Source organism: Vibrio sp. ABH4_348, assembly GCF_056159765.1.
This window is the reverse complement of record NZ_JBSWVW010000001.1, coordinates 146,164-167,013: the sequence shown is the minus strand read 5'-3', so window position 1 is coordinate 167,013 and position 20,850 is coordinate 146,164. Positions and strand designations below refer to the sequence as shown.

Here is a 20,850-nt window from a genome sequence, read left to right as displayed (position 1 = left end):
AGAATGTCACAAGTTAAACAAGACAATATAGGTAAACGTACCATTTTGGCTTTTGATTTTGGCACCAAGAGTATTGGTAGTGCCATAGGTCAGGAAGTGACCGGTACGGCGTCTCCTCACAAAGCGTTTAAAGCTAATGATGGCATCCCAAATTGGGACCAAATCGAGGCGAGTATTAAAGAATGGCAACCAGACTTAGTGGTTGTCGGCTTGCCGCTAGATTTGGATGGCAAACCGCTCGAATCTGTTACACCACGCGCTAAGAAGTTTGCTAATCGACTGCACGGTCGCTTTGGTCTGCCAGTTGAACTGCACGATGAAAGGCTATCAACCCGTGAAGCAAGAGCAGATTTATTCTCGCAAGGTGGATACAAAGCGCTCAGTAAAGGTAACGTAGACTGCCAATCAGCGGTAGTCATTCTAGAGAGTTGGTTTGAATCTCTGTGGCAAGATTAACCCTTGTAAACAAAAGAGGCGACCTTAGGTCGCCTCTTTTGTTTAGTGTTACTCGCCACTAACCCATATCAATCTTAACGTCATCTAACGCGCCTGAGCTTTGAACCTCTCCACGACGAGTTTTCAACATTATGCGCAAATCGTTAGCAGAATCCGCACTGTGCAACGCATCTTCTTCATTGATCTTGTCTTCTACCACTAAGTGATAGAGCGCTTGGTCAAAGGTCTGCATTCCCACTTCTTTTGAGCGAGCCATGGCCGTTTTTAGTTCGTGCATCTCTCCGCGGCGAATTAAGTCTGCAACACGCGGTGTGTTTAGCAGAACTTCAAATACACCATGTCGACCTTTCCCTCGTTTGTCTCTTAATAATTGCTGACCAATCACACCTTTTAGGTTAGTCGACAAATCAAACAAGAACTGCTCTTTTTGCTCGTTAGGCACTAAATGGAGGATTCGTTCCAGAGCTTGGTTCGCGTTATTAGCGTGCAAGGTCGCCATACACAGATGCCCTGTTTCCGCAAACGTCATCGCGTATTCCATGGTTTCTCTGGTACGGATTTCACCAATCAAAATCATATCAGGCGCCTGACGCAACGAGTTTTTTAGCGCCACTTCGTAGCTTTCAGTGTCTAATCCCACTTCACGCTGAGTAATGATGCATTTATTGTGTTGGTGAACAAATTCAATCGGGTCTTCAACCGTTAAAATATGACCAGAGCGATGAGAGTTGCGATAGCCAGTCATCGCCGCCATTGTGGTCGACTTACCCGAGCCCGTCGCGCCGACCACCAGCACTAGACCCCGCTTAGCAATCGATAGGTCTTGCAAAACATCGGGAAGGTTTAACTCTGCAAACGTTGGAATTTGTGTTTCTATGCGACGAATCACCGCACCCGGTAACTCACGCTGGAAAAACGCACTCACCCTAAAACGACCTGACGGCAAAACCACAGCAAAGTTGGCTTCACGAGTTTTGTGATATTCCAACTGTCTATCTTCTTCCATCATTCCAGCCAGTAAAGCGATCACTTGTTTTTCATCAAGGGGATCGCCTTTGGCACGAAGCACCCCATCTACCCGATACAAAATGGGAGCATCGACTGTGATGTAAAGGTCTGAAGCTTTTTGCGCCACCATGGCGTCTAAAAATGGTGCGATATCCATATTCGTTCCTTAGAAGTTAGATGACATCGTATCTACTTCGATTTTCTGAGCCACTTCTTCCGAATCCACCACGCCTTGAGCAATTAACTGTCGGCTATTTTGCTCCATGGTTTGCATGCCATGAGCTGCTCCGGTTTGAATAATTGAGTACATCTGCGCCACTTTGTCTTCGCGGATCAGATTTCGAATGGCTGGAGTCGCCATCATGATCTCGTGACAAGCGACTCGACCGCCACCGATTCGTTTTAATAACTTCTGTGCAATAACGGCTCGTAATGATTCCGACAACATGGAGCGAACCATATCTTTATCAGCCCCTGGGAATACATCAATGATACGGTCGATGGTTTTTGCTGCAGAACTAGTATGCAAGGTACCAAATACCAAGTGGCCTGTTTCGGCTGCCGTAAGCGCTAGGCTTATGGTTTCTTGGTCACGTAGCTCACCGACCAAAATAACATCTGGGTCTTCACGCAGCGCCGAACGCAGAGCATTGTTGAAGCTGTGCGTGTCTTTATGAACCTCGCGCTGGTTCACCAAGCATTTGTTATTGGTGTGAACAAATTCAATCGGGTCTTCAATGGTTAAGATATGTTTGTTGTGATGCTTGTTGATGTAATCCACCATGGCAGCAAGCGTGGTTGATTTACCCGAACCTGTAGGGCCGGTTACCAACACTAAGCCTTTTTCCATATTGGCGATTTTGTTAAAAACTTCTGGTGCATCAATTTCTTGTAGAGTAGGAATATCAACAGGAATGGTTCGGAATACCGCTGAGCAACCTCGAGCTTGGTGAAAGGCGTTGACACGGAATCGACCGACATTGGGAAGTTCAAACGAAAAATCCACTTCCAAGTTCGCTTCAAATTCGCTTCTCTGTTTGTCATTCATGATTTCGAACACTAATCTGTGAACATCTGAATGACTAAAAGCCGGCACGCCGAGCTTTCTTACTTCGCCGTCGATACGTATCATGGGAGAAACACCAGCAGAAAGGTGTAGATCCGATGCTTTATGTTTTACACTGAAATCCAGTAACTCTGCGATATCCATTTATTTTCCTTAGTAAAATGCCATGAGTAGTATTCAACAAAACATTGAACATATCACCTCACAGATAGCGGATGCACAACAAAAGTGTGGACGAGCTCCAGACTCGGTGCAACTTCTTGCGGTCAGTAAAACTAAGCCGGTGGAAGCAATTCTCGAAGCAGCTAACGGTGGCCAAATCCAGTTTGGTGAAAATTACGTGCAAGAAGGCGCTGACAAAGTCGATTACTTTCAAGAGCATCACCCTGAGTTGCCCTTGATTTGGCACTTTATTGGCCCCATTCAGTCTAATAAGTCGCGCTTAGTTGCGGAACGATTTGATTGGGTACATACGATCGACCGCGAAAAAATAGCCAAGCGACTGAATGATCAAAGACCTGATAGCAAAGAAAGACTGCAGGTTCTCATTCAAGTCAATATTAGTAATGAGGCATCAAAATCTGGTGTTTCATCGGTTTCCCAGATGCTAGACCTAGCCGGCTTTATAGCTACTCAAGGCAGTTTGAATCTTAGGGGCTTGATGGCGATTCCAGAAGCAACAGACAACAAGGCTGAGCAGCTTGCCACCTTTAAACAGCTTCAAGATTGGCAAAGCCAGTTGAAGAACAAATTCCCTCAGGTTGATACTCTTTCTATGGGGATGAGTGGTGATATGGAATCTGCGATTGAAGCAGGCAGCACTATGGTTCGTATTGGAACGGCTATTTTTGGTGCTAGAGATTACTCAAAATAGTGCTTCACATCGCCCAGTTAGTTAAAAGGAATAATTAGAACATGACGACTCAACGAATTACGTTTATTGGCGCCGGTAACATGGCACGCTCTATCATTGCTGGATTAGTGGCGAGTGGATACCCAGCCAATTTAATTACCGCAACCGATCCAAATGAGTCGCAACGTCAATATTTAAGCGAAACTTTCTCAATCAATACCGAGCAAGACAATCGAGTCGCAGCTGAGCAAGCAGATGTGATTGTTTTAGCGGTTAAGCCACAGCTAATGGAAGTCGTGGGTAAAGACCTGCATGGTATTAGCTTTGATGGCAAACTTGTGGTGTCCATTGCGGCAGGAATCAAAGCAAGTCGATTGGAGGAAATGCTAGATAGCTCATTGTCTCTCGTTCGTGTTATGCCCAATACACCAGCACTAGTTGGCGAAGGCATGAGCGGGCTGTTTGCTAACGAACGCGTCAGTTCATCACAAAAACAGTTCGCGGCACAACTACTCGAAGCGGTCGGCAAAACCGTTTGGGTGCAACAAGAGTCTGAAATTAACAATGTCATTGCAGCTGCAGGAAGCGCACCTGCATACTTCTTCTTGTTTATGGAAGCCATGCAAAAAGAAGCCATGGCACAAGGTTTTGACTCTGATACCGCTCGCCAATTAGTGCAGCAGTCAGCGCTAGGCGCGGCAAAAATGGTGATAGAAAATGCTGACACCGAAATTGGTACGCTCAGGGAACAAGTGACCTCGAAAGGTGGAACCACAGCTGAGGCTTTGCGAACATTCAATGAGCATCAACTGACCGATATTGTTGCTAAAGCGATGAAAGCCGCGGTGACACGTGCTGAAGAAATGGAAAATTTGTTTTAGAATTAAGTAGCTTGTAAACAACAGGTTCTTACTCAATTAGCCCACTCTATTCAGCTGGGCTACTTAACTTAAGGTTTCAACTATGAGCTCAATGAGTTTTTTGGTTTCCACATTAATTGACCTATATGTCATGGTGGTCATTTTGCGTATTTGGCTGCAAGCCGCCCGCGCAGATTTTTACAACCCGTTTTCGCAATTTGTGGTAAAGGCAACTCAACCTGTTGTTGGACCACTACGCCGCTTCATTCCTTCGATCGGCAGTATCGACATGGCAACCTTGTTGTTTGCATACCTACTGTGCGTGATTAAGTTTGTCGCGTTAGCCTTACTAAATGGATCCAGCACAGACGCGATTACCGTTGAGTTTTTGTTTATTGCCCTGCTATCTCTTGTGAAAGAAGTGGGCATGTTAGTGTTCTGGGTACTGCTACTTCGCGCAATTTTAAGTTGGGTAAGCCAAGGCCGCAGCCCTGTGGAATTTGTGTTCCATCAGCTAACTGAACCTATGTTAGCGCCTATTCGCCGCCTATTGCCGCCTATGGGTGGTTTTGACTTGAGCATACTGGTGCTATTTATCGGCTTACAGTTTCTCAATTTTCTAGTGGGCGACTTTATTGGCCCAGTCTGGCATCAACTATAAAATCGATAAGCTGCTCTATTGAGCAGCTTTTTTGTATCGGTAGGTATTATGAAGCTCAAAACACTATTGGTTCTGTTTATTGCTACTGTGTTTTCAAGTCACTCATGGGCAGAACAGTTTGTCACAATCAAAGACGTTGAAGTCCACTACTCCGCATTTAACTCCACTTTACTACCCGCTAAAGTCACTCGCCTACATAAACTCAAACGAAATGGCTATTACGCACTTTTAAACGTGTCGATATTGGACACGCGTCAAGCTCGTAAACCCGCAATTGAGGCTAACATTGATGGCCGTGCTAAAAACTTGCTAGGTCAGAGTCGCGAGCTAGAGTTCAAACCCATTCGGGAAGGTCAGTCGGTTTACTACATTGCAGAAATATTTATCACTAACGAAGAAACACTCACTTTTGATATCCAGATTGATGCTGGCTTATCCGGCAAAGGCAAACTATCATTCACGCAAAAATTTTATGTTGAAGAGTAAAGCGTGATGAAAGAGCTTGTATTGGCCACGGGCAACCAAGGTAAAGTCCGTGAAATGGCGGATTTGTTGTCTGAGTTTGGTTTTGATGTCAAAGCGCAAAGTGAGTTTGATGTACCGGATGTTCCAGAAACCGGTACCACATTTGTTGAAAATGCCATTATTAAAGCCCGACATGCTGCCAAAATTACTGGCAAACCAGCGATTGCAGATGACTCTGGTCTAGAAGTCGATGCTCTGCTCGGCGCACCCGGTGTCTATTCCGCGCGTTTTGCGGGTGACGGTGCCAGCGACAAAGACAATATTGTAAAACTGCTACAAGAATTAAACGGTGTTCCGGCTGAAAAACGCAGCGCACGATTCCACTGTGTATTAGTGCTAATGGAACATCACCTCGACCCAACCCCAATCATCTGCCACGGAGTTTGGGAAGGCACTATTTTGTCTGAGCCGAGTGGTGAAAACGGATTTGGATACGATCCCGTTTTTTGGGTGCCTGAAGACAACTGTGCATCTGCGCAACTAGAGCCAACGCGAAAAAAACAGCTTTCCCACAGAGGTAAAGCACTAAAACAACTGTTTGCGACGATAAAAGCTCAGATCAATAACTAGAGCGTCAATATGATTGTTTTACCTCCGCTCAGCCTTTACGTGCACATACCTTGGTGTGTGCAAAAATGTCCCTATTGTGATTTTAACTCTCATACCTTAAAGCAAGATGTGCCGGAGCAAGAATATATCGCGGCACTCTTGGACGATCTTAAAGCTGATATTGAAAAATTTGATCTGACTAATGACCAACGCAAGCTACATTCGATTTTCATCGGCGGTGGTACTCCTAGTGTCTTCACAGCGCAAGGCATTGGCAAAATTATTGATGGTGTCAGAGAACAAATTGACTTCGCTGATGATATTGAAATCACCATGGAAGCGAACCCAGGAACGATTGAAGCAGAGCGTTTTGAGGGTTATCGCAAAGCGGGTATCAATCGTATTTCGATAGGTGTGCAAAGCTTTGAACAAGAAAAACTCACAAGGCTAGGAAGAATCCACGGTCAACAAGAAGCAGTATCGGCAGCGAAGCTGGCACACACAATTGGCTTAAACAGTTTTAATCTAGATTTAATGCATGGCTTACCGGATCAAAGTCAGCAACAAGCGCTGGCCGATCTTGAAAAAGCCATTGAGCTCAACCCTCCACATTTATCTTGGTATCAGTTGACCATAGAGCCAAACACTCTATTTCATTCCAAACCTCCAGTACTGCCAGACGATGATGAACTTTGGGAGATTTTCGATCGAGGCCATGAAAAGTTAACTGCCGCTGGCTACGTTCAATACGAAATTTCAGGCTATAGCAAGCCGGGTTTCCAATGTCGTCACAACTTGAACTATTGGCGCTACGGGGATTACTTAGGAATTGGATGTGGCTCTCACGGTAAGATTTCAAAGAGCGATGGTTCAATCATTCGAACCACTAAAGTCAAACATCCAAGAGGTTATCTGTCTGCATTTGGCAACTTGGCCAAAAGTTACCTCAGTGATTTACAGTTAGTGGAAAACGACGAAAGACCGTTTGAGTTTTTTATGAACCGCTTTCGCTTGATCGAAGCTTGTCCAAAACAAGAGTTTGTTGAACGAACCGGATTGGCGCTAACTTCAGTCCAGCCCGTGATTAACAATGCTTTGCAAAAAGGATATATAACCGAGTCAGATACTCATTGGCAGATCACCGACAAAGGTAAGCTGTTTCTCAATGATTTGCTCGAGAGCTTCCTTAGCCAATAAGTTACTTTCTTGACAACAAAACGAAGTGATTAAACAAAAAAACGCTGGCATTGAAAGCCAGCGTTTTTTACTTGAGTGGGATTAGTCGTATGATTACTTAATGCGCTTAAACTTAATATCCCAAACGCCATGACCTAAGCGATGGCCACGAGCTTCAAACTTGGTCAAAGGGCGGTCATCTGGACGAGGTACGTAATCACCGTCTGTCGCTACGTTCTGATAATCCGGCGCAGCATTCATTACTTCAATCATGTGCTCTGCGTAGTTTTCCCAGTCGGTCGCCATATGGAACACGCCAGAATCAATACTCAGCTTCTTACGCACCATTTCAACGAATTCAGGTTGAACGATGCGACGTTTGTGGTGGCGTTTTTTATGCCATGGGTCTGGGAAGAATAGCTGTACAGTAGCGAGACTTTGGTCGGCAATCATATGTTCAAACACTTCAACCGCGTCGTGACACATCACTCGCAGGTTAGTTACACCCTGCTCTTTTGCAGCAGAAAGGCAAGCTCCCACACCGGGGCTATGAACTTCAATACCCAAGAAGTTTTTTTCTGGCGCTTGTTTTGCCATTTCCACTAGAGAGGCACCCATGCCAAAACCAATTTCAAGCACAACAGGATTATCATTACCAAACACTTGTTTCCAATCGAGCATTTGAGGCTGATAGTCAATTCCCATCGTCGGCCAACATTCAGTCATTGCTGCTTCCTGACCTTTTGTCAGTCGCCCTTCACGGCGAACAAAACTGCGAACTTTGCGAATAAGTTTGCCGTCTTCGTTGTATTCGTTAGTTGTTACTTCACTCATGAGGTTTGCTCGTATTGCTTACTTAAGTAATTGGGTAAATGATAGAGCAAATTATATAAAATTTGCCCTTCAAAATGGGAGTGTGATTATCCACAGCTATTAGTGAGTAGCAAGGACTAATCACCCTCTTACCGCTTCAACATTGAATAAAACCCCACCAATCATCGGTTGAACTCTGATCACCAACTATGATGCAATGCACAGCAAAATATAATAGAAATATAATGAGCAATTCGTGACAGCATTTTCTCAGGCTATCTTGGACTGGTACCAAGACTATGGCCGTAAAGATCTCCCGTGGCAGCAAGACAAGACCGCCTACAGTGTTTGGCTTTCTGAGGTTATGTTGCAACAAACGCAAGTAACGACCGTAATTCCGTATTACCAACGATTCTTGCAAACTTTCCCAACAGTAACCGATCTTGCCAATGCTCATATTGATGAGGTTTTGCACCTATGGACAGGATTGGGTTATTACGCCCGCGCGAGAAACCTACACAAAGCCGCGCAGATTGTTGCAACTGAATACAACGGTGTTTTCCCCACTGAATTTGAGCAAGTACATGCTCTTCCGGGGATTGGTCGTTCGACAGCTGGTGCCATCCTATCTTCAGTCTATCGCCAACCTCATGCGATTTTAGATGGTAACGTAAAGCGGACCCTAGCAAGGTGTTTTGCGGTAGAAGGCTGGCCCGGACAAAAGAAGGTTGAAAATGAGCTTTGGGAGCATGCGATTGAACACACACCAGCAACTGATGTCGATCATTACAATCAAGCCATGATGGATATGGGTGCCATGGTTTGTACTCGTAGCAAACCTAAATGCACCTTATGCCCAGTAAGTGAGCGTTGTGTCAGTTACCAGCAGGGGAATCCACTAGACTACCCAGGTAAAAAGCCGAAAAAAGAAAAGCCAATAAAATCGACTCATTTTGCCATTCTGTATTGTGATGGCGAAGTTTGGCTGGAGCAGCGACCACCAAGTGGTATCTGGGGAGGTCTTCACTGCTTCCCTCAAGCACAAGAAATAGAGCTAACAGAGTGTCTAAATCAGATGGCGATTTCTTCTGAATTAATCGACGCACAAAAAGTACTTATCTCTTTTCGTCATACATTCAGTCATTATCATTTAGATATAACACCGGTACTGGTCCAACTAAAGCAGCGACCAGCAAAGGTAATGGAAGGCAATCAAGGACTTTGGTATAACTTATCTCAGCCAAAATCTGTAGGTCTAGCAGCACCGGTTAAACAATTACTCGATGCGCTACCGCATGAACTTAACAACGAGGAATAATAATGAGCCGCACCGTCTTTTGTGCTCGTCTGCAAAAAGAAGCAGATGGCCTAGATTTTCAACTCTACCCCGGCGACCTTGGCAAACGTATCTTTGACAACATATCCAAAGAAGCGTGGGGCCAATGGCAACACAAACAAACTATGCTGATCAACGAACATAAGTTGAACATGATGGATCCTGAACACCGCAAAAAAATCGAAACTGCGATGGTCGATTTTTTGTTTGAAGGAAAAGACATTGAAGTAGAAGGCTACACGCCTCCAAGTAACTAGGACGTATTGACCTTTCGAGGTTAAATTTTGTTCGAGATAAAAGCGTTTTAATCGCGGCGAGAGGTTTGTAGCTTAGTCATTCTAAGTAAAACACCTCTCAACAAAGAGTAAAACGCTTTTAGCCGAACCCTTCGGGCAGCGTTTGCGAGCACTTTCTACTGCGTTATCGACTTATCAGGTAGACTAACTACATATCAAAGCCTCTTCCTTGTATCAAGAGCCCGCAAACTGCTGCAAAAATCAGCTCGAAAGGTCAACACGCCCTAACTTCAACTTTTTCAAGCAACCTCAAATAGTGATTTAGACTGGCTAGATAATGGTCTATAGACATGGCATCATGATTTTATGTGATGCCATTTTTTCTTTTGAATCATGAAGCTAGTTTCTTTCCTTCTGCTTTTCGTTTTTTTACTTACCGGTTGTAGTCGCGAGTTTATCGAAGACTTTGTAGAAGTTAATTACGAACCGACCAACCGCTTTGCTAAAAACTTGGCAGAACTTCCCGGCCAATTTGAAAAAGATACTCAAGCACTCGACGTACTAATCAATAGTTTCTACGGCAACATAGAAAAACGTTGGGGCAAAAAAGAACTTAAATTTGCTGGTAAAAGCAACTACGTCAAATACATAGATAACTACCTCAGCCGTGCTGAAGTTAACTTTGCTAAGGGTTCAATCACAATTGAAACCGTTTCCTTGACGGCTCCCAAAGAACATCTCAAAAGAGCCATTATTACTACACTGCTCACTCCTGAAGACCCAGCGGCGGTCGACTTATTTTCGTCGAAAGAAATCGAGTTAAAAGGTGCTCCATTTCTATATCGACAAGTTGTAGACCAAGATAACAAACCCATTCAATGGTCATGGCGAGCCAACCGGTTCGCTGACTACCTAATAGAAAACAAACTGCAAACCAAAACAGTCGACTTTAAAAAAGCGTATTTTGTTGTCATCCCCATGGTTGAAGATCAAATTGAAATACGCAGCTACCAGTATGCCGATCTTGTTCGAAAAGCATCACGTAAATACGACATTCCAGAAGACTTGATTTACGCCATCATCAAAACAGAAAGTAGTTTTAACCCTTACGCGGTCAGTTGGGCTAACGCTTATGGATTGATGCAAGTCGTACCTAAAACAGCAGGTAGGGATGTATTTAAATTGATTAAAAATAAACGTGGTCAGCCAAGTCCAGAGTATCTATTTAACCCAGCCAATAACATAGATACAGGAACCGCATATCTGCACATTCTCACGACTCGATATCTCAAGAAGGTCAAAGACCCCCTATCTCGAGAATACAGTATTATCTCAGCCTATAATGGTGGTGCAGGGGGGGTGCTTAAGACATTCCACAGCAATCGAGATCGTGCCATGAGCAATCTTAACAAGTTGCAGCCTAGCCAAGTTTATTGGGCACTAACCAAAAAACACCCCAATGCTGAGGCAAGACGCTATCTCGAAAAGGTAACTAAGTTTAAAAAGGACTTTAATAAAGGGCAGTTGTAAATCCTTTTGTTTAAATATCCAGCAACCACACGATTTTTCAGTTTTTTTGTCAAAAACAAGTTGACGAAGCACCCGAAAATCCGTTTAATAGCGCTCCGTTGCCCGGATAGCTCAGTTGGTAGAGCAGAGGATTGAAAATCCTCGTGTCGGTGGTTCGATTCCGCCTCCGGGCACCACGGTTATTAGTTGTTGGTGTTTTACACGGACAACAGTAAAAGAATACAGCATGCCGACTTAGCTCAGTAGGTAGAGCAACTGACTTGTAATCAGTAGGTCACCAGTTCGATTCCGGTAGTCGGCACCATTCTTTTGCCTCGATAGCTCAGTTGGTAGAGCAGAGGATTGAAAATCCTCGTGTCGGTGGTTCGATTCCGCCTCGAGGCACCATATTTGGTTAACTTGTCTAACCACAAGAGCCACACAGAATAGTTCCTCCTTAGCTCAGTTGGTAGAGCGACGGACTGTTAATCCGCAGGTCGCTGGTTCGAGCCCAGCAGGAGGAGCCACATTCAAGCCCTAGTCTTCGGACTGGGGCTTTTTGTTTCTAAAGAATTAGAATTTCTCTGCCCACTCGTTATTGGCTTTTAATCGTCGCTGCAAGAAGGCTTGCCCGTCCGAGTCCAGTAGGAGGAGCCACATTCAAGCCCTAGTCTTCGGACTGGGGCTTTTTTGTTTCGAAAGAATATAAGTTTCTCTGCTCACTCGTTATTGGCTTTTAATCGTCGCTGCAAGAAGGCTTGCCCGTCCGAGTCCAGTAGGAGGAGCCACATTCAAGCCCTAGTCTTCGGACTGGGGCTTTTTTGTTTCGAAAGAATATAAGTTTCTCTGCTCACTCGTTATTGGCTTTTAATCGTCGCTGCAAGAAGGCTTGCCCGTCCGAGCCTCTAAGAACTCGGCACAATTAAACGTCCGGCCCTCCAAAGGAATTTTTGTTTCTTCCTTAACCGAATCAAAACGAATCGCCGGCTGAGCTTATCAGTTGTTTAGTTAATTCCAGCCGTAAGCTAATTAAAATATCACTGAAATAAATGAGAAGGCGAACAGGTTGTTGGCTAAGTTATATCCATTGCAATTGCAGAATGTCGTATGTAATGTGCTCAACCTTAAATTTTGAGCCACACATAGTTGCCATAGATATTACTAGTGTGTGACGTTTAAGTTAAAAGAGTGATACACCAAAATTCTACTATACCTAAAGTATCACCGAACCTTACTTTTCAATTGGCTAACCGCTTAAATTTATGCTGCTGTGAGGGAACCATGAAACTAAAACACCAAGCTTATCTGTTGTCTGCCATTATTCTGGCAGCACTTCTTGCACTTTCTGCCACAGGACTTTGGACATTAAGAGTAGCTAGTGACCTAGACAACCAAGCTCGAGTCAATCAACTATTTAGAAGTGCATATAGCATTCTTACCGAAGTCGAAAAACTTGCCATCGAAGGACAAATGTCCGAACAGGACGCAAAAGCTCTAGCCACTCGTCTGTTGCGTAACAATATCTACAAAGACAATGAATACGTCTATGTTGCTGATGAAAACATGATGTTCATTGCCACACCACTTGACCCGCAACTTCACGGAACCAGTTTCCATGACTTCAAAGATGGCAGTGGTAATAGTGTCGGCGAACTAATTCAACGTGAGCTAGGCAATAGTACAGGTAAGTTAGTGCAGTACACTTGGACTCAAAAACAAGCTGACGGCACGATTGAAGAAAAGCTGTCAATTGCAGAACGGACTCCTCATTGGAATTGGGTTGTCGGAACCGGAATTGGCTTTAACGAAGTGAACGCTCGATTTTGGTCTACAGCTCAGTGGCAGCTGATTCTTTGCTTAGTTATCGCTGCGATCATTGTATCAATCCTAACTTTCTCCATTCGAAAAATGCTAGCTATCCTTGGCGGCGAACCTGATGACGTCCGTAAAGCAGTGCAGTCTGTAGCCGATGGCGACATTCAAGAGAGTTTCTCAGAGCACGCACCAGAAGGCAGTATCTATCACGCTGTACAAGCTATGAGTGGTTCTTTGGCTCAGCTTGTTGCTAATTTGACTGATTCAATGCACCAATTGAGAGCCGAATTAGATCACGTTGAATCAAGAGCGGGAAGTATTGCTGAACTGACAGGTACACAGCAACAATCTACCGAAATGATTGCCACTGCCATGACAGAAATGGCCTCTTCAGCCAACAATGTATCCGAGTCTGCCAGCCAAACAGCTCAAGCTACAGAAGATGCCGATAGCCAAAGTCAGCATACCCAACAATTGATCCACTCCACCGTGGATAACATTGAAGGCTTAGCTTCTCAATTGGATGAAGCAAGCTCTGCGGTCTCAGCTTTAGATAGTGATGTAAACAGCATTGTAAAAGTCCTAGATGTAATTGGTGACATAGCAGAACAAACCAACCTATTGGCGCTCAATGCGGCGATTGAGGCAGCACGAGCCGGTGAACAAGGACGTGGATTTGCCGTAGTAGCAGATGAAGTTCGAAATTTGGCAGGACGCACTCAAGAGAGCACCAAAGAAATACAAGACATGATCTCGAATCTACAAGAAGGATCACGCAATGCTATTAGTACTATGGAGGTCTGTGCTCAAACTAGCCAAAACACGGTGACTGAGTCACGCAACGCATCAGAAGCACTGCAACATATAGTGATAGCACTCGAATCTATCACCGAACAAAGCCATCAAATTGCGACTGCGGCGTCAGAACAAACCCAAGTCAGTGATGATATTTCCAAACGAATAAATTTAATTGAAGACAGCGGAAATCAATTAAGTGACGTGGTAAATCAAAGTCACAATAGTACTCAGACCTTGGCCTCTTTAGCTAACGAACTAGAGCGCTGGTTGGGCAAATTCCGAATTAGCTCATAGAATGTAGTCTAGTAGTTAAAAAGCGGTGTTTTACATCGCTTTTTTGCTTTTAAAACGTCTCAAATTAGATTTTTCGTCAACAAGGCGTGCTTGTATCGCTTGGCTTGAACGATGATTGGCTAACCTAAACGCCTATTCAAGGTCAGTTTTTCAACAAACGCACATTATTTTGATTTTTATTGTTGACCTAATAACTGAAAAACCGTTTAATACACCTCGTCGCCCGGATAGCTCAGTTGGTAGAGCAGAGGATTGAAAATCCTCGTGTCGGTGGTTCGATTCCGCCTCCGGGCACCACAATTTCAATTGTTGGTGCTTAGCACGAACAGTAAAGATTTAGTGTGCCGACTTAGCTCAGTAGGTAGAGCAACTGACTTGTAATCAGTAGGTCACCAGTTCGATTCCGGTAGTCGGCACCATTTATAATTCCTCCTTAGCTCAGTTGGTAGAGCGACGGACTGTTAATCCGCAGGTCGCTGGTTCGAGCCCAGCAGGAGGAGCCAATTTCAAGCTTAGATTTTATCTGAGCTTATCGGAGCCGACTTAGCTCAGTAGGTAGAGCAACTGACTTGTAATCAGTAGGTCACCAGTTCGATTCCGGTAGTCGGCACCACTTATAATTCCTCCTTAGCTCAGTTGGTAGAGCGACGGACTGTTAATCCGCAGGTCGCTGGTTCGAGCCCAGCAGGAGGAGCCACATTCAAGCCCTAGTCTTCGGACTGGGGCTTTTTTGTTTCTTGAAAAATAGACATCTTCCTCTGATTCGATATTGACTGTAAATCGTCGCTGCAAGAAGGCTTGCCCGTCCGAGTCCAGCGGGAGGAGCCACATTTAAGCCCTAGTCTTCGGACTGGGGCTTTTTTGTTTCTTGAAAAATAGACATCTTCCTCTGATTCGATATTGACTGTAAATCGTCGCTGCAAGAAGGCTTGCCCGTCCGAGTCCAGTAGGATGAACCACAGTTAAGCCCTAGTCTTCGGACTGGGGCTTTTTTGTTTACAGAGAAAAAGCAATCTCTTCTGACTCGGTATTGACTGTAAATCGTCGCTGCAGGAAGGCCTGCCCGTCCGAGTCCAGCAGGAGGAGCCACATTCAAGCCCTAGTCTTCGGACTGGGGCTTTTTGTTTCTTGAGAAATAGACATCTTCCTCTGATTCGATATTGACTGTAAATCGTCGCAGCAAGAAGGCTTGCCCGTCCGAGTCCAGTAGGAGGAGCCCAGTAGAAAGATTCGCATTTCAAGCTCATTCATACTTCGTCCCGGAAATAAAAAAGCGCGTCTATATGAGACGCGCTTTCTATAACTTTAGACCCAGCAGTTAAGCTTTGTTTCGCTCTATTACTTCTGCGTCCAACTCGGCAAGTTTGGCTTTCATTTGTTCGCGACAATCGTTCGCTAACGCACGCACTTGGTCTTTGCTGTAATTTTTTGTCTCTACCGGAGTTAGCATTTCAATAATGACATGACCATTGTTCCAGCGATTAAGCTTTATCCCATCGGTAGAACTACATACAATCGGGATTATTGGTACCTCAGCACCGATGGCTGCGTGAAAAGCACCTGTTTTAAAAGGCAGCAATCCACGCCCTCTTGAACGAGTCCCCTCTGGGAACATCCAAACAGACAAGTTGCTATTTTTAATGCTTTTAACGACTTGATCGATCGTGCCTACCGCTTTACTTCGATTAGCACGGTCGATAAGGATATTCCCTGTTAGCCAGTAAAGTTGACCGAACAATGGTAACCAAGCCAAGCTTTTCTTACCCACAGTAACAACGTTTGGTGTAACCGCTGATGAAACAGTGAACAAGTCCCAGTTGTTTTGGTGGTTAGCAATATAAATATGCTGTCCACGCTCATAAGCATCGGCTGGTAGCCTTAACTCAAGCTTAATCCCAAATAGCTTAGAGAGTGAGCCAAAGTAACGGCCAAAACGGAAAACGTGCTTCGGGTTTCTCGGGCTAAGTAAACAAAATGCACAGCCGAAGATGAACATAAATACCGCCCAAATGGCCAGCAATATAACTCTTACCAGAGCGACCATAATCAATACTCCAAGATCAAAATTGTGGGCTATTGCCCACATAAAAAAACCGAAACCTAAGTTTCGGTCTTAATAGTAAATTCAATTAAGCGACGTCGTTAAACCGCTCAATATTTGCACCTAGCGCAGAAAGCTTATCTTCAATTCGCTCGTAACCACGGTCGATATGGTAGATGCGATCTACAATCGTTTCACCTTGAGCTAGACACCCTGCAATTACTAAGCTGGCCGATGCACGTAAATCCGTTGCCATCACTTGAGCGCCACTTAGATGGTCGACATCACCACAGATTACTGTATTACCTTCGATTTCAGCTTTTGCTCCCATTCGCATTAGCTCAGGAACATGCATGAATCGGTTTTCAAAAATGTTCTCAGTGATCACACCGCCACCAGTTGCAAGCATGTTTAGCAAGGTAAACTGCGCCTGCATGTCGGTCGGAAAACCAGGGTGAGGTGCAGTGCGGATTGTGACAGCTTTAAGCTCTCTGTCCGTCATGTCCAATGAGATCCAATCGTCACCAGTCTCAACCGATGCTCCCGCCTCTTCTAACTTAGCCAATACTGACTCAAGAAGATGCGCGTTAGTATTACGGCACACCACTTTTCCGCCAGTTACTGCAGCCGCAACGAGGAAAGTTCCAGTTTCGATGCGGTCTGCCACCACGCTATGGTAGCCACCGCCAAGCTTTTCTACACCTTCAATACGAATGGTGTCAGTACCAGCACCGGTGATCTTAGCGCCCAATTTATTGAGGAACTCAGCTGTATCAACAATTTCAGGCTCACGGGCCGCATTGTCCAAAACGGTTTCACCGTCAGCGAGCGTGGCGGCACACATTACGGTTATGGTTGCACCAACGCTAACCTTATCCATCACAATGTGCGCACCTTTCAAACGGCCGTCCACTTTAGCTTTTACATAACCGTCTTCAAGCTCAATGGTTGCGCCTAATTGCTCTAAGCCATGAATATGTAAGTCAACCGGACGAGCACCAATTGCACAACCACCAGGAAGTGAAACTTGCCCTTCACCAAAGCGTGCAACCAGAGGCCCTAACGCCCAAATCGACGCTCTCATGGTTTTCACCAGATCGTAAGGCGCACAAAACTCATCAATGCTGCTCGGATCTACATGAACAGAGCCATTTCGCTCCACCTTTGCACCTAAGCGTTTGAGCAATTTCATCGTGGTATCGATGTCGCGCAAGTGGGGTACATTTGCCACTTCAACTGGCTCTTCCGCCAAGATTGAAGCAAATAAGATAGGCAATGCTGCGTTTTTGGCACCTGAAATCGTGACTTCACCGCTTAACGGCGTGTCACTGCCAATTACTCGAAATTTATCCATGACGGTTCCTTACAGTGACATCAGTTTTTTATCACGAGCCCACTCTTCAGGGGTGTAAGCTTTGATCGATACAGCATGGATATCATTACGCTGGATGTATTCCATTAGAGGCGCATAAATCATTTGTTGCTTCTTAACACGGCTCATACCGTCGAAACACGAGTCCACAGCTACAACTTCGTAGTGGCTGCCCTCTCCTTTTACGTGGATTTCTTCAAGCTCTAATGCGGCTTGTAAAATTTCTTGTACTTTTGCGCTTTCCACAAAACACCTCTAAGTTAATTCTTTATATGTGCCGCAAGCATAGGTTCAACATTACTCAACGCGATTAGCGTGATGAGTTGCGCTGGCATAAAGCTGAGCATTATATGACAGTTTTGTTTTTTTGCATGCTCTAACAAGTGAATTATCATCACCATTCCTGCAGAGTCGATTCGCCGCACATTTTTCAGCGACAATTCTAAATCCGCTTCACTTGGAGACCACAACTTCAATGAACGCCAAAGTGAAGGAACCGTTTGTCTATCCAATTCACCATGCAGTTCATACACGGTCTCACTAGCTTTTTGCCACTGAGAATGTTCCATTAGTTTGCCCTTTCTAAGCGAATAGGCTCTGCGGCTAAACGTTCTAATTCTTTGGCAACGGCAAGCACGCCCTCTGTGCGAAGTTTGCCACTCCACTCAGACTGCTTACTATCGAGCAGACTCACGCCCTCAGCAATCATATCGAAAGCTTGCCACTCACCTGACTTTTTACTTTTTAACAACTTAAATTCAAGCTTGATATCTGGGCGAGGCGCATTCAGTATGCTTACACCAACAGACGCTATGCGCTTTCCACCAGCAATATCAGGCTCAGGACCAAACTTTAGCTCTTGGTCAGTATACTGAGTCAATGCCTGTGCATAGCTAGTAACAAGATAGCCTTCAAACGCATCAATAAAGGTCAGAACATCTTCTCGTTTAGACTTTTTCACATGCGTACCAAGCAATTTCAAGGCAGCGTATTTAACATTGACGTAATCGAGCAGCTCTTCTTCAACAATGACTTTTAGATGGTTTGGATTCGCTGTTACTTGCTCTTGTTCCGCTTTCAACCGACTAAATGCCTGGTCAGAAACCAGCTTCATCATTTGATAAGGATTAGTTCTGTCGATGGCCTGGCTAGCAGATACCGCAAAGGAAGTAATTATGGCTATGGTTGCTATCAATAGTTTTTTCAACATGACTATTCCTCACTTGAATCATTTGAACCGCCAACGCTGTATAGCACTTGACCGATTAAATCTTCTAACACTAATGCTGACTTGGTATCTTCAATAAAATCACCATCCTGAAGCATACCTTCGTCGTCAAACACAAAACCAGGTGTTAGGCCAATGTACTGCTCTCCAATTAAGCCAGAAGTCAAAATCTGTACACTTGAGGTTTCAGGAAACTGTTGATAATCAGCACTAATCGCGAGTGTAACCACAGGGACCAAGGATTCCGCATTAAGACTAATATCATCAACACGTCCAACAACAACGCCACCTACTTTCACCGGTGAACGAACCTTTAAGCTGCCAATGTTATCGAATTCAGCTTTGAGGCGATAAGTATCGTTACTTCCCAAGCCTTTTACGTCAGCGACTTGAAAAATCATAATCAAAATTGCGCAAATTCCCGCAATGACAAATGAGCCAACCCACAGCTCGATTTTTTTAGTTTGTTGCATGATCAGTTCCCAAACATCAATGCTGTTAACACAAAGTCTAAACCCAGTACTGCTAAAGACGAATGAACCACAGTTCTCGTCGTGGCTTGGCTGATACCTTCAGACGTTGGAATAGCGTCGTAACCGTTAAACAAAGCAATCCAAGTTACCGAAAAGGCAAATACGATACTCTTAATTGCGCTGTTACCTATATCTCTTCCTAGATCGACAGAGGCTTGCATCGTCGACCAAAAGCTGCCGTGGTCAATCCCTTTCCAGTCCACACCAACTAGTTGCCCACCCCAAATACCCACAGCCATGAAAATCATGGCTAACAAAGGCATAGAAATCACCCCCGCCCATAAACGTGGGGCAATAACTCGCTTCAACGGGTCGACCGCCATCATTTCCATACTTGAGATCTGCTCAGTCGCTTTCATCAATCCAATTTCAGCGGTCAATGCTGAGCCTGCTCGACCTGCAAAAAGCAGAGCGGTCACCACGGGACCTAACTCTCTTAACAGTGACAATGCCACCATCTGGCCTAAAGCACCCTCAGCACCAAAATCTATCAGTATGACGTAACCTTGCAGGCTTAGAACCATACCAATAAATAGTCCAGACAAAACGATGATGACCAATGACTGAACGCCAACACTGTAAAGCTGTTTGATTAGTAAAGGGGCATTTTTTATCGGTTGTGGTTTCGCGGCAACCGCTCCCCACAACATAAGAGATGCACGACCAAACGCTGAGCATATCGAAAGGGAGCGCTTACCTACACTAGCAATCCAATTAGTCATGATTGCCTCCCATAAACAATTGCTCCGCTAGTGGTGCGGCCGGATATTTAAATGGCGCTGGACCGTCAGCCTTTCCTGTTAAAAACTGCTGCACTTGTTCGTCTGGATTCGATCTAAGCTCATCTGGCGTACCTTTTGCCACAACTTTTCCACCCGCCAACAAATACACGTGGTCGGCAATACTCATAACCTCTGGCACATCGTGTGACACCACAACAGAGGTAACGCCTAACGCTTGATTGAGCTTACTGATCAATTGCACCAAGATACCCATGGTGATCGGGTCTTGGCCCACAAAGGGCTCATCATACATGATAAGGTCAGGGTCAAGAGCAATGGCTCGAGCTAAAGCGGCGCGGCGTGCCATTCCGCCTGATAGCTCGCTTGGCATTAGCTGACTTGCGCCACGTAATCCCACCGCTTCTAGTTTCAACAATACCAGGCTACGAATCAGTTCTTCATCTAGATCCGTATGCTCGCGCAACGGAAAAGCGACGTTTTCAAAGACATTAAGATCGGTAAACAGTGCACCGGATTGAAACAACATACTCATGCGTTTGCGCACCTGATATAGCTTGCGCCGAGACAATTCAGGAATATTGTGCTCTTCAAACCACACTTCCCCTGAATCCGGAGCTAATTGCCCACCGATGAGACGTAATAACGTTGTCTTACCGATACCCGATGGACCCATAATTGCGGTCACCTTACCTTTCGGCAATTCGATAGAAACGTCATCAAAGATTAGCCGCTCACCTCGTCGAAAGGTTAAACGATTTATTGTGACCAAGTTTGAGGATGTCATAGAGACTCAGCCCATCCTTTTATTCAATGTGGGTCGCGATGGAATACGCAATCATAAGCAGAATCCTTGTAAATGCAAAGTGTTAACAAAACCAGTATCTGTCAGGAGCAGGCAACCCAAAGCGTTTATTTGCCTTCTACTCCTATCACTTAATTACAGACAGTTTAATCACGATAAGATTCCAAATATCCAAT

The 20,850-nt window shown here is 44.8% G+C and carries 22 protein-coding genes and 9 tRNA genes; 20 read left to right on the top strand and 11 right to left on the bottom strand.

All coding sequences use genetic code 11. The annotated features are described in order from the left end of the window. Positions 1-3 precede the first annotated feature (3 nt). A complete protein-coding gene (gene ruvX / locus ACXAFJ_RS00890) occupies positions 4-456 on the top strand; it encodes a Holliday junction resolvase RuvX (RefSeq protein WP_475320772.1) in 453 nt (150 codons plus the stop codon). 58 nt (positions 457-514) lie between these two features. Here ruvX and ACXAFJ_RS00885 read toward each other — a convergent pair whose 3' ends face one another. Further along, positions 515-1,621 carry a PilT/PilU family type 4a pilus ATPase gene (locus ACXAFJ_RS00885; protein WP_475320771.1) on the bottom strand — a complete coding sequence of 369 codons (1,107 nt, stop codon included), beginning with the start codon at positions 1,619-1,621 and terminating at the stop codon, positions 515-517. A gap of 9 nt (positions 1,622-1,630) precedes the next feature. After that, complete coding sequence (locus ACXAFJ_RS00880) at positions 1,631-2,674, bottom strand: type IV pilus twitching motility protein PilT (RefSeq protein ID WP_475320769.1); 1,044 nt, start codon at positions 2,672-2,674, stop codon at positions 1,631-1,633. Positions 2,675-2,696: 22 nt separating this feature from the next. Here ACXAFJ_RS00880 and ACXAFJ_RS00875 point away from each other — a divergent pair, with 22 nt between their 5' ends. The 6 genes from ACXAFJ_RS00875 (at position 2,697) to hemW (ending at position 7,175) form a co-directional block, all read left to right on the top strand. Then, complete coding sequence (locus tag ACXAFJ_RS00875) at positions 2,697-3,404, top strand: YggS family pyridoxal phosphate-dependent enzyme (protein WP_475320768.1); 708 nt, start codon at positions 2,697-2,699, stop codon at positions 3,402-3,404. 41 nt (positions 3,405-3,445) lie between these two features. After that, positions 3,446-4,264 (top strand): pyrroline-5-carboxylate reductase, encoded by an 819-nt coding sequence (gene proC, locus ACXAFJ_RS00870; RefSeq protein ID WP_475320766.1) that lies wholly within the window; start codon positions 3,446-3,448, stop codon positions 4,262-4,264. 82 nt (positions 4,265-4,346) lie between these two features. Further along, a complete protein-coding gene (locus ACXAFJ_RS00865; protein WP_475320765.1) occupies positions 4,347-4,904 on the top strand; it encodes a YggT family protein in 558 nt (185 codons plus the stop codon). A gap of 48 nt (positions 4,905-4,952) precedes the next feature. Continuing rightward, on the top strand, positions 4,953-5,390 hold the full coding sequence (locus ACXAFJ_RS00860; protein ID WP_475320763.1) for a DUF4426 domain-containing protein: 438 nt from the start codon (positions 4,953-4,955) through the stop codon (positions 5,388-5,390). Between the two features lie 6 nt (positions 5,391-5,396). Next, positions 5,397-5,999 carry an XTP/dITP diphosphatase gene (locus ACXAFJ_RS00855; RefSeq protein ID WP_475320761.1) on the top strand — a complete coding sequence of 201 codons (603 nt, stop codon included), beginning with the start codon at positions 5,397-5,399 and terminating at the stop codon, positions 5,997-5,999. Positions 6,000-6,008: 9 nt separating this feature from the next. Then, a complete protein-coding gene (gene hemW, locus ACXAFJ_RS00850; RefSeq protein ID WP_475320760.1) occupies positions 6,009-7,175 on the top strand; it encodes a radical SAM family heme chaperone HemW in 1,167 nt (388 codons plus the stop codon). 93 nt (positions 7,176-7,268) lie between these two features. Here the strand turns inward: hemW and trmB are convergent, their stop codons facing one another. Further along, positions 7,269-7,988: a tRNA (guanosine(46)-N7)-methyltransferase TrmB gene (gene trmB, locus ACXAFJ_RS00845; protein WP_475320758.1), complete on the bottom strand. Its 720-nt coding sequence runs from the start codon at positions 7,986-7,988 to the stop codon at positions 7,269-7,271. A gap of 235 nt (positions 7,989-8,223) precedes the next feature. Between trmB and mutY the strand changes: the two genes are divergently transcribed. From mutY to ACXAFJ_RS00780, 13 genes are all read left to right on the top strand, one after another. Then, complete coding sequence (gene mutY, locus ACXAFJ_RS00840; RefSeq protein WP_475320757.1) at positions 8,224-9,285, top strand: A/G-specific adenine glycosylase; 1,062 nt, start codon at positions 8,224-8,226, stop codon at positions 9,283-9,285. Positions 9,286-9,287: 2 nt separating this feature from the next. Next, positions 9,288-9,560, top strand: coding sequence for an oxidative damage protection protein (locus tag ACXAFJ_RS00835; RefSeq protein WP_475320755.1), 273 nt, complete (start codon positions 9,288-9,290; stop codon positions 9,558-9,560). A gap of 369 nt (positions 9,561-9,929) precedes the next feature. Continuing rightward, entirely contained in the window at positions 9,930-11,069 is a 1,140-nt protein-coding gene (gene mltC / locus ACXAFJ_RS00830) for a membrane-bound lytic murein transglycosylase MltC (RefSeq protein WP_475324034.1), read from the top strand. A 100-nt stretch (positions 11,070-11,169) separates the two neighbouring features. Next, a tRNA-Phe gene (locus ACXAFJ_RS00825) sits at positions 11,170-11,245 on the top strand. A gap of 52 nt (positions 11,246-11,297) precedes the next feature. Then, a tRNA-Thr gene (locus ACXAFJ_RS00820) sits at positions 11,298-11,373 on the top strand. Between the two features lie 7 nt (positions 11,374-11,380). Next, a tRNA-Phe gene (locus ACXAFJ_RS00815) sits at positions 11,381-11,456 on the top strand. A gap of 43 nt (positions 11,457-11,499) precedes the next feature. Further along, positions 11,500-11,575: transfer RNA gene (locus ACXAFJ_RS00810), tRNA-Asn, on the top strand. 754 nt (positions 11,576-12,329) lie between these two features. Then, positions 12,330-13,955 carry a methyl-accepting chemotaxis protein gene (locus tag ACXAFJ_RS00805; RefSeq protein ID WP_475320754.1) on the top strand — a complete coding sequence of 542 codons (1,626 nt, stop codon included), beginning with the start codon at positions 12,330-12,332 and terminating at the stop codon, positions 13,953-13,955. Positions 13,956-14,176: 221 nt separating this feature from the next. Next, positions 14,177-14,252: transfer RNA gene (locus ACXAFJ_RS00800), tRNA-Phe, on the top strand. Positions 14,253-14,298: 46 nt separating this feature from the next. Continuing rightward, positions 14,299-14,374 (top strand) — tRNA-Thr (locus tag ACXAFJ_RS00795). Positions 14,375-14,382: 8 nt separating this feature from the next. Continuing rightward, positions 14,383-14,458: transfer RNA gene (locus ACXAFJ_RS00790), tRNA-Asn, on the top strand. Positions 14,459-14,492: 34 nt separating this feature from the next. Continuing rightward, positions 14,493-14,568: transfer RNA gene (locus ACXAFJ_RS00785), tRNA-Thr, on the top strand. A gap of 8 nt (positions 14,569-14,576) precedes the next feature. Next, positions 14,577-14,652 (top strand) — tRNA-Asn (locus tag ACXAFJ_RS00780). A 621-nt stretch (positions 14,653-15,273) separates the two neighbouring features. Here the strand turns inward: ACXAFJ_RS00780 and ACXAFJ_RS00775 are convergent. The 8 genes from ACXAFJ_RS00775 to mlaF all read right to left on the bottom strand — a co-directional run bounded on the left by ACXAFJ_RS00775 (position 15,274) and on the right by mlaF (position 20,656). Beyond that, on the bottom strand, positions 15,274-15,999 hold the full coding sequence (locus tag ACXAFJ_RS00775; RefSeq protein ID WP_475320753.1) for a 1-acylglycerol-3-phosphate O-acyltransferase: 726 nt from the start codon (positions 15,997-15,999) through the stop codon (positions 15,274-15,276). A gap of 85 nt (positions 16,000-16,084) precedes the next feature. Next, positions 16,085-17,350: a UDP-N-acetylglucosamine 1-carboxyvinyltransferase gene (gene murA / locus ACXAFJ_RS00770; protein ID WP_475320751.1), complete on the bottom strand. Its 1,266-nt coding sequence runs from the start codon at positions 17,348-17,350 to the stop codon at positions 16,085-16,087. 9 nt (positions 17,351-17,359) lie between these two features. Beyond that, entirely contained in the window at positions 17,360-17,614 is a 255-nt protein-coding gene (gene ibaG, locus ACXAFJ_RS00765; protein ID WP_475320750.1) for a BolA family iron metabolism protein IbaG, read from the bottom strand. A 14-nt stretch (positions 17,615-17,628) separates the two neighbouring features. Continuing rightward, positions 17,629-17,937 (bottom strand): STAS domain-containing protein, encoded by a 309-nt coding sequence (locus tag ACXAFJ_RS00760; RefSeq protein ID WP_475320749.1) that lies wholly within the window; start codon positions 17,935-17,937, stop codon positions 17,629-17,631. Continuing rightward, positions 17,937-18,578, bottom strand: coding sequence for an ABC transporter substrate-binding protein (locus tag ACXAFJ_RS00755; protein ID WP_475320747.1), 642 nt, complete (start codon positions 18,576-18,578; stop codon positions 17,937-17,939). The genes ACXAFJ_RS00760 and ACXAFJ_RS00755 overlap by 1 nt, the downstream gene beginning before the upstream one ends. Positions 18,579-18,580: 2 nt before the next feature. After that, positions 18,581-19,069 carry an outer membrane lipid asymmetry maintenance protein MlaD gene (gene mlaD, locus ACXAFJ_RS00750; RefSeq protein ID WP_475320746.1) on the bottom strand — a complete coding sequence of 163 codons (489 nt, stop codon included), beginning with the start codon at positions 19,067-19,069 and terminating at the stop codon, positions 18,581-18,583. Positions 19,070-19,071: 2 nt separating this feature from the next. Next, the gene (gene mlaE, locus ACXAFJ_RS00745) at positions 19,072-19,851 is read right to left on the bottom strand and encodes a lipid asymmetry maintenance ABC transporter permease subunit MlaE (protein WP_475320745.1); all 780 of its coding nucleotides are present in this window, start codon (positions 19,849-19,851) and stop codon (positions 19,072-19,074) included. Further along, positions 19,844-20,656, bottom strand: coding sequence for a phospholipid ABC transporter ATP-binding protein MlaF (gene mlaF / locus ACXAFJ_RS00740; protein ID WP_475320743.1), 813 nt, complete (start codon positions 20,654-20,656; stop codon positions 19,844-19,846). Before mlaF ends, mlaE begins: the two co-directional genes overlap by 8 nt. Positions 20,657-20,850 lie beyond the last annotated feature (194 nt).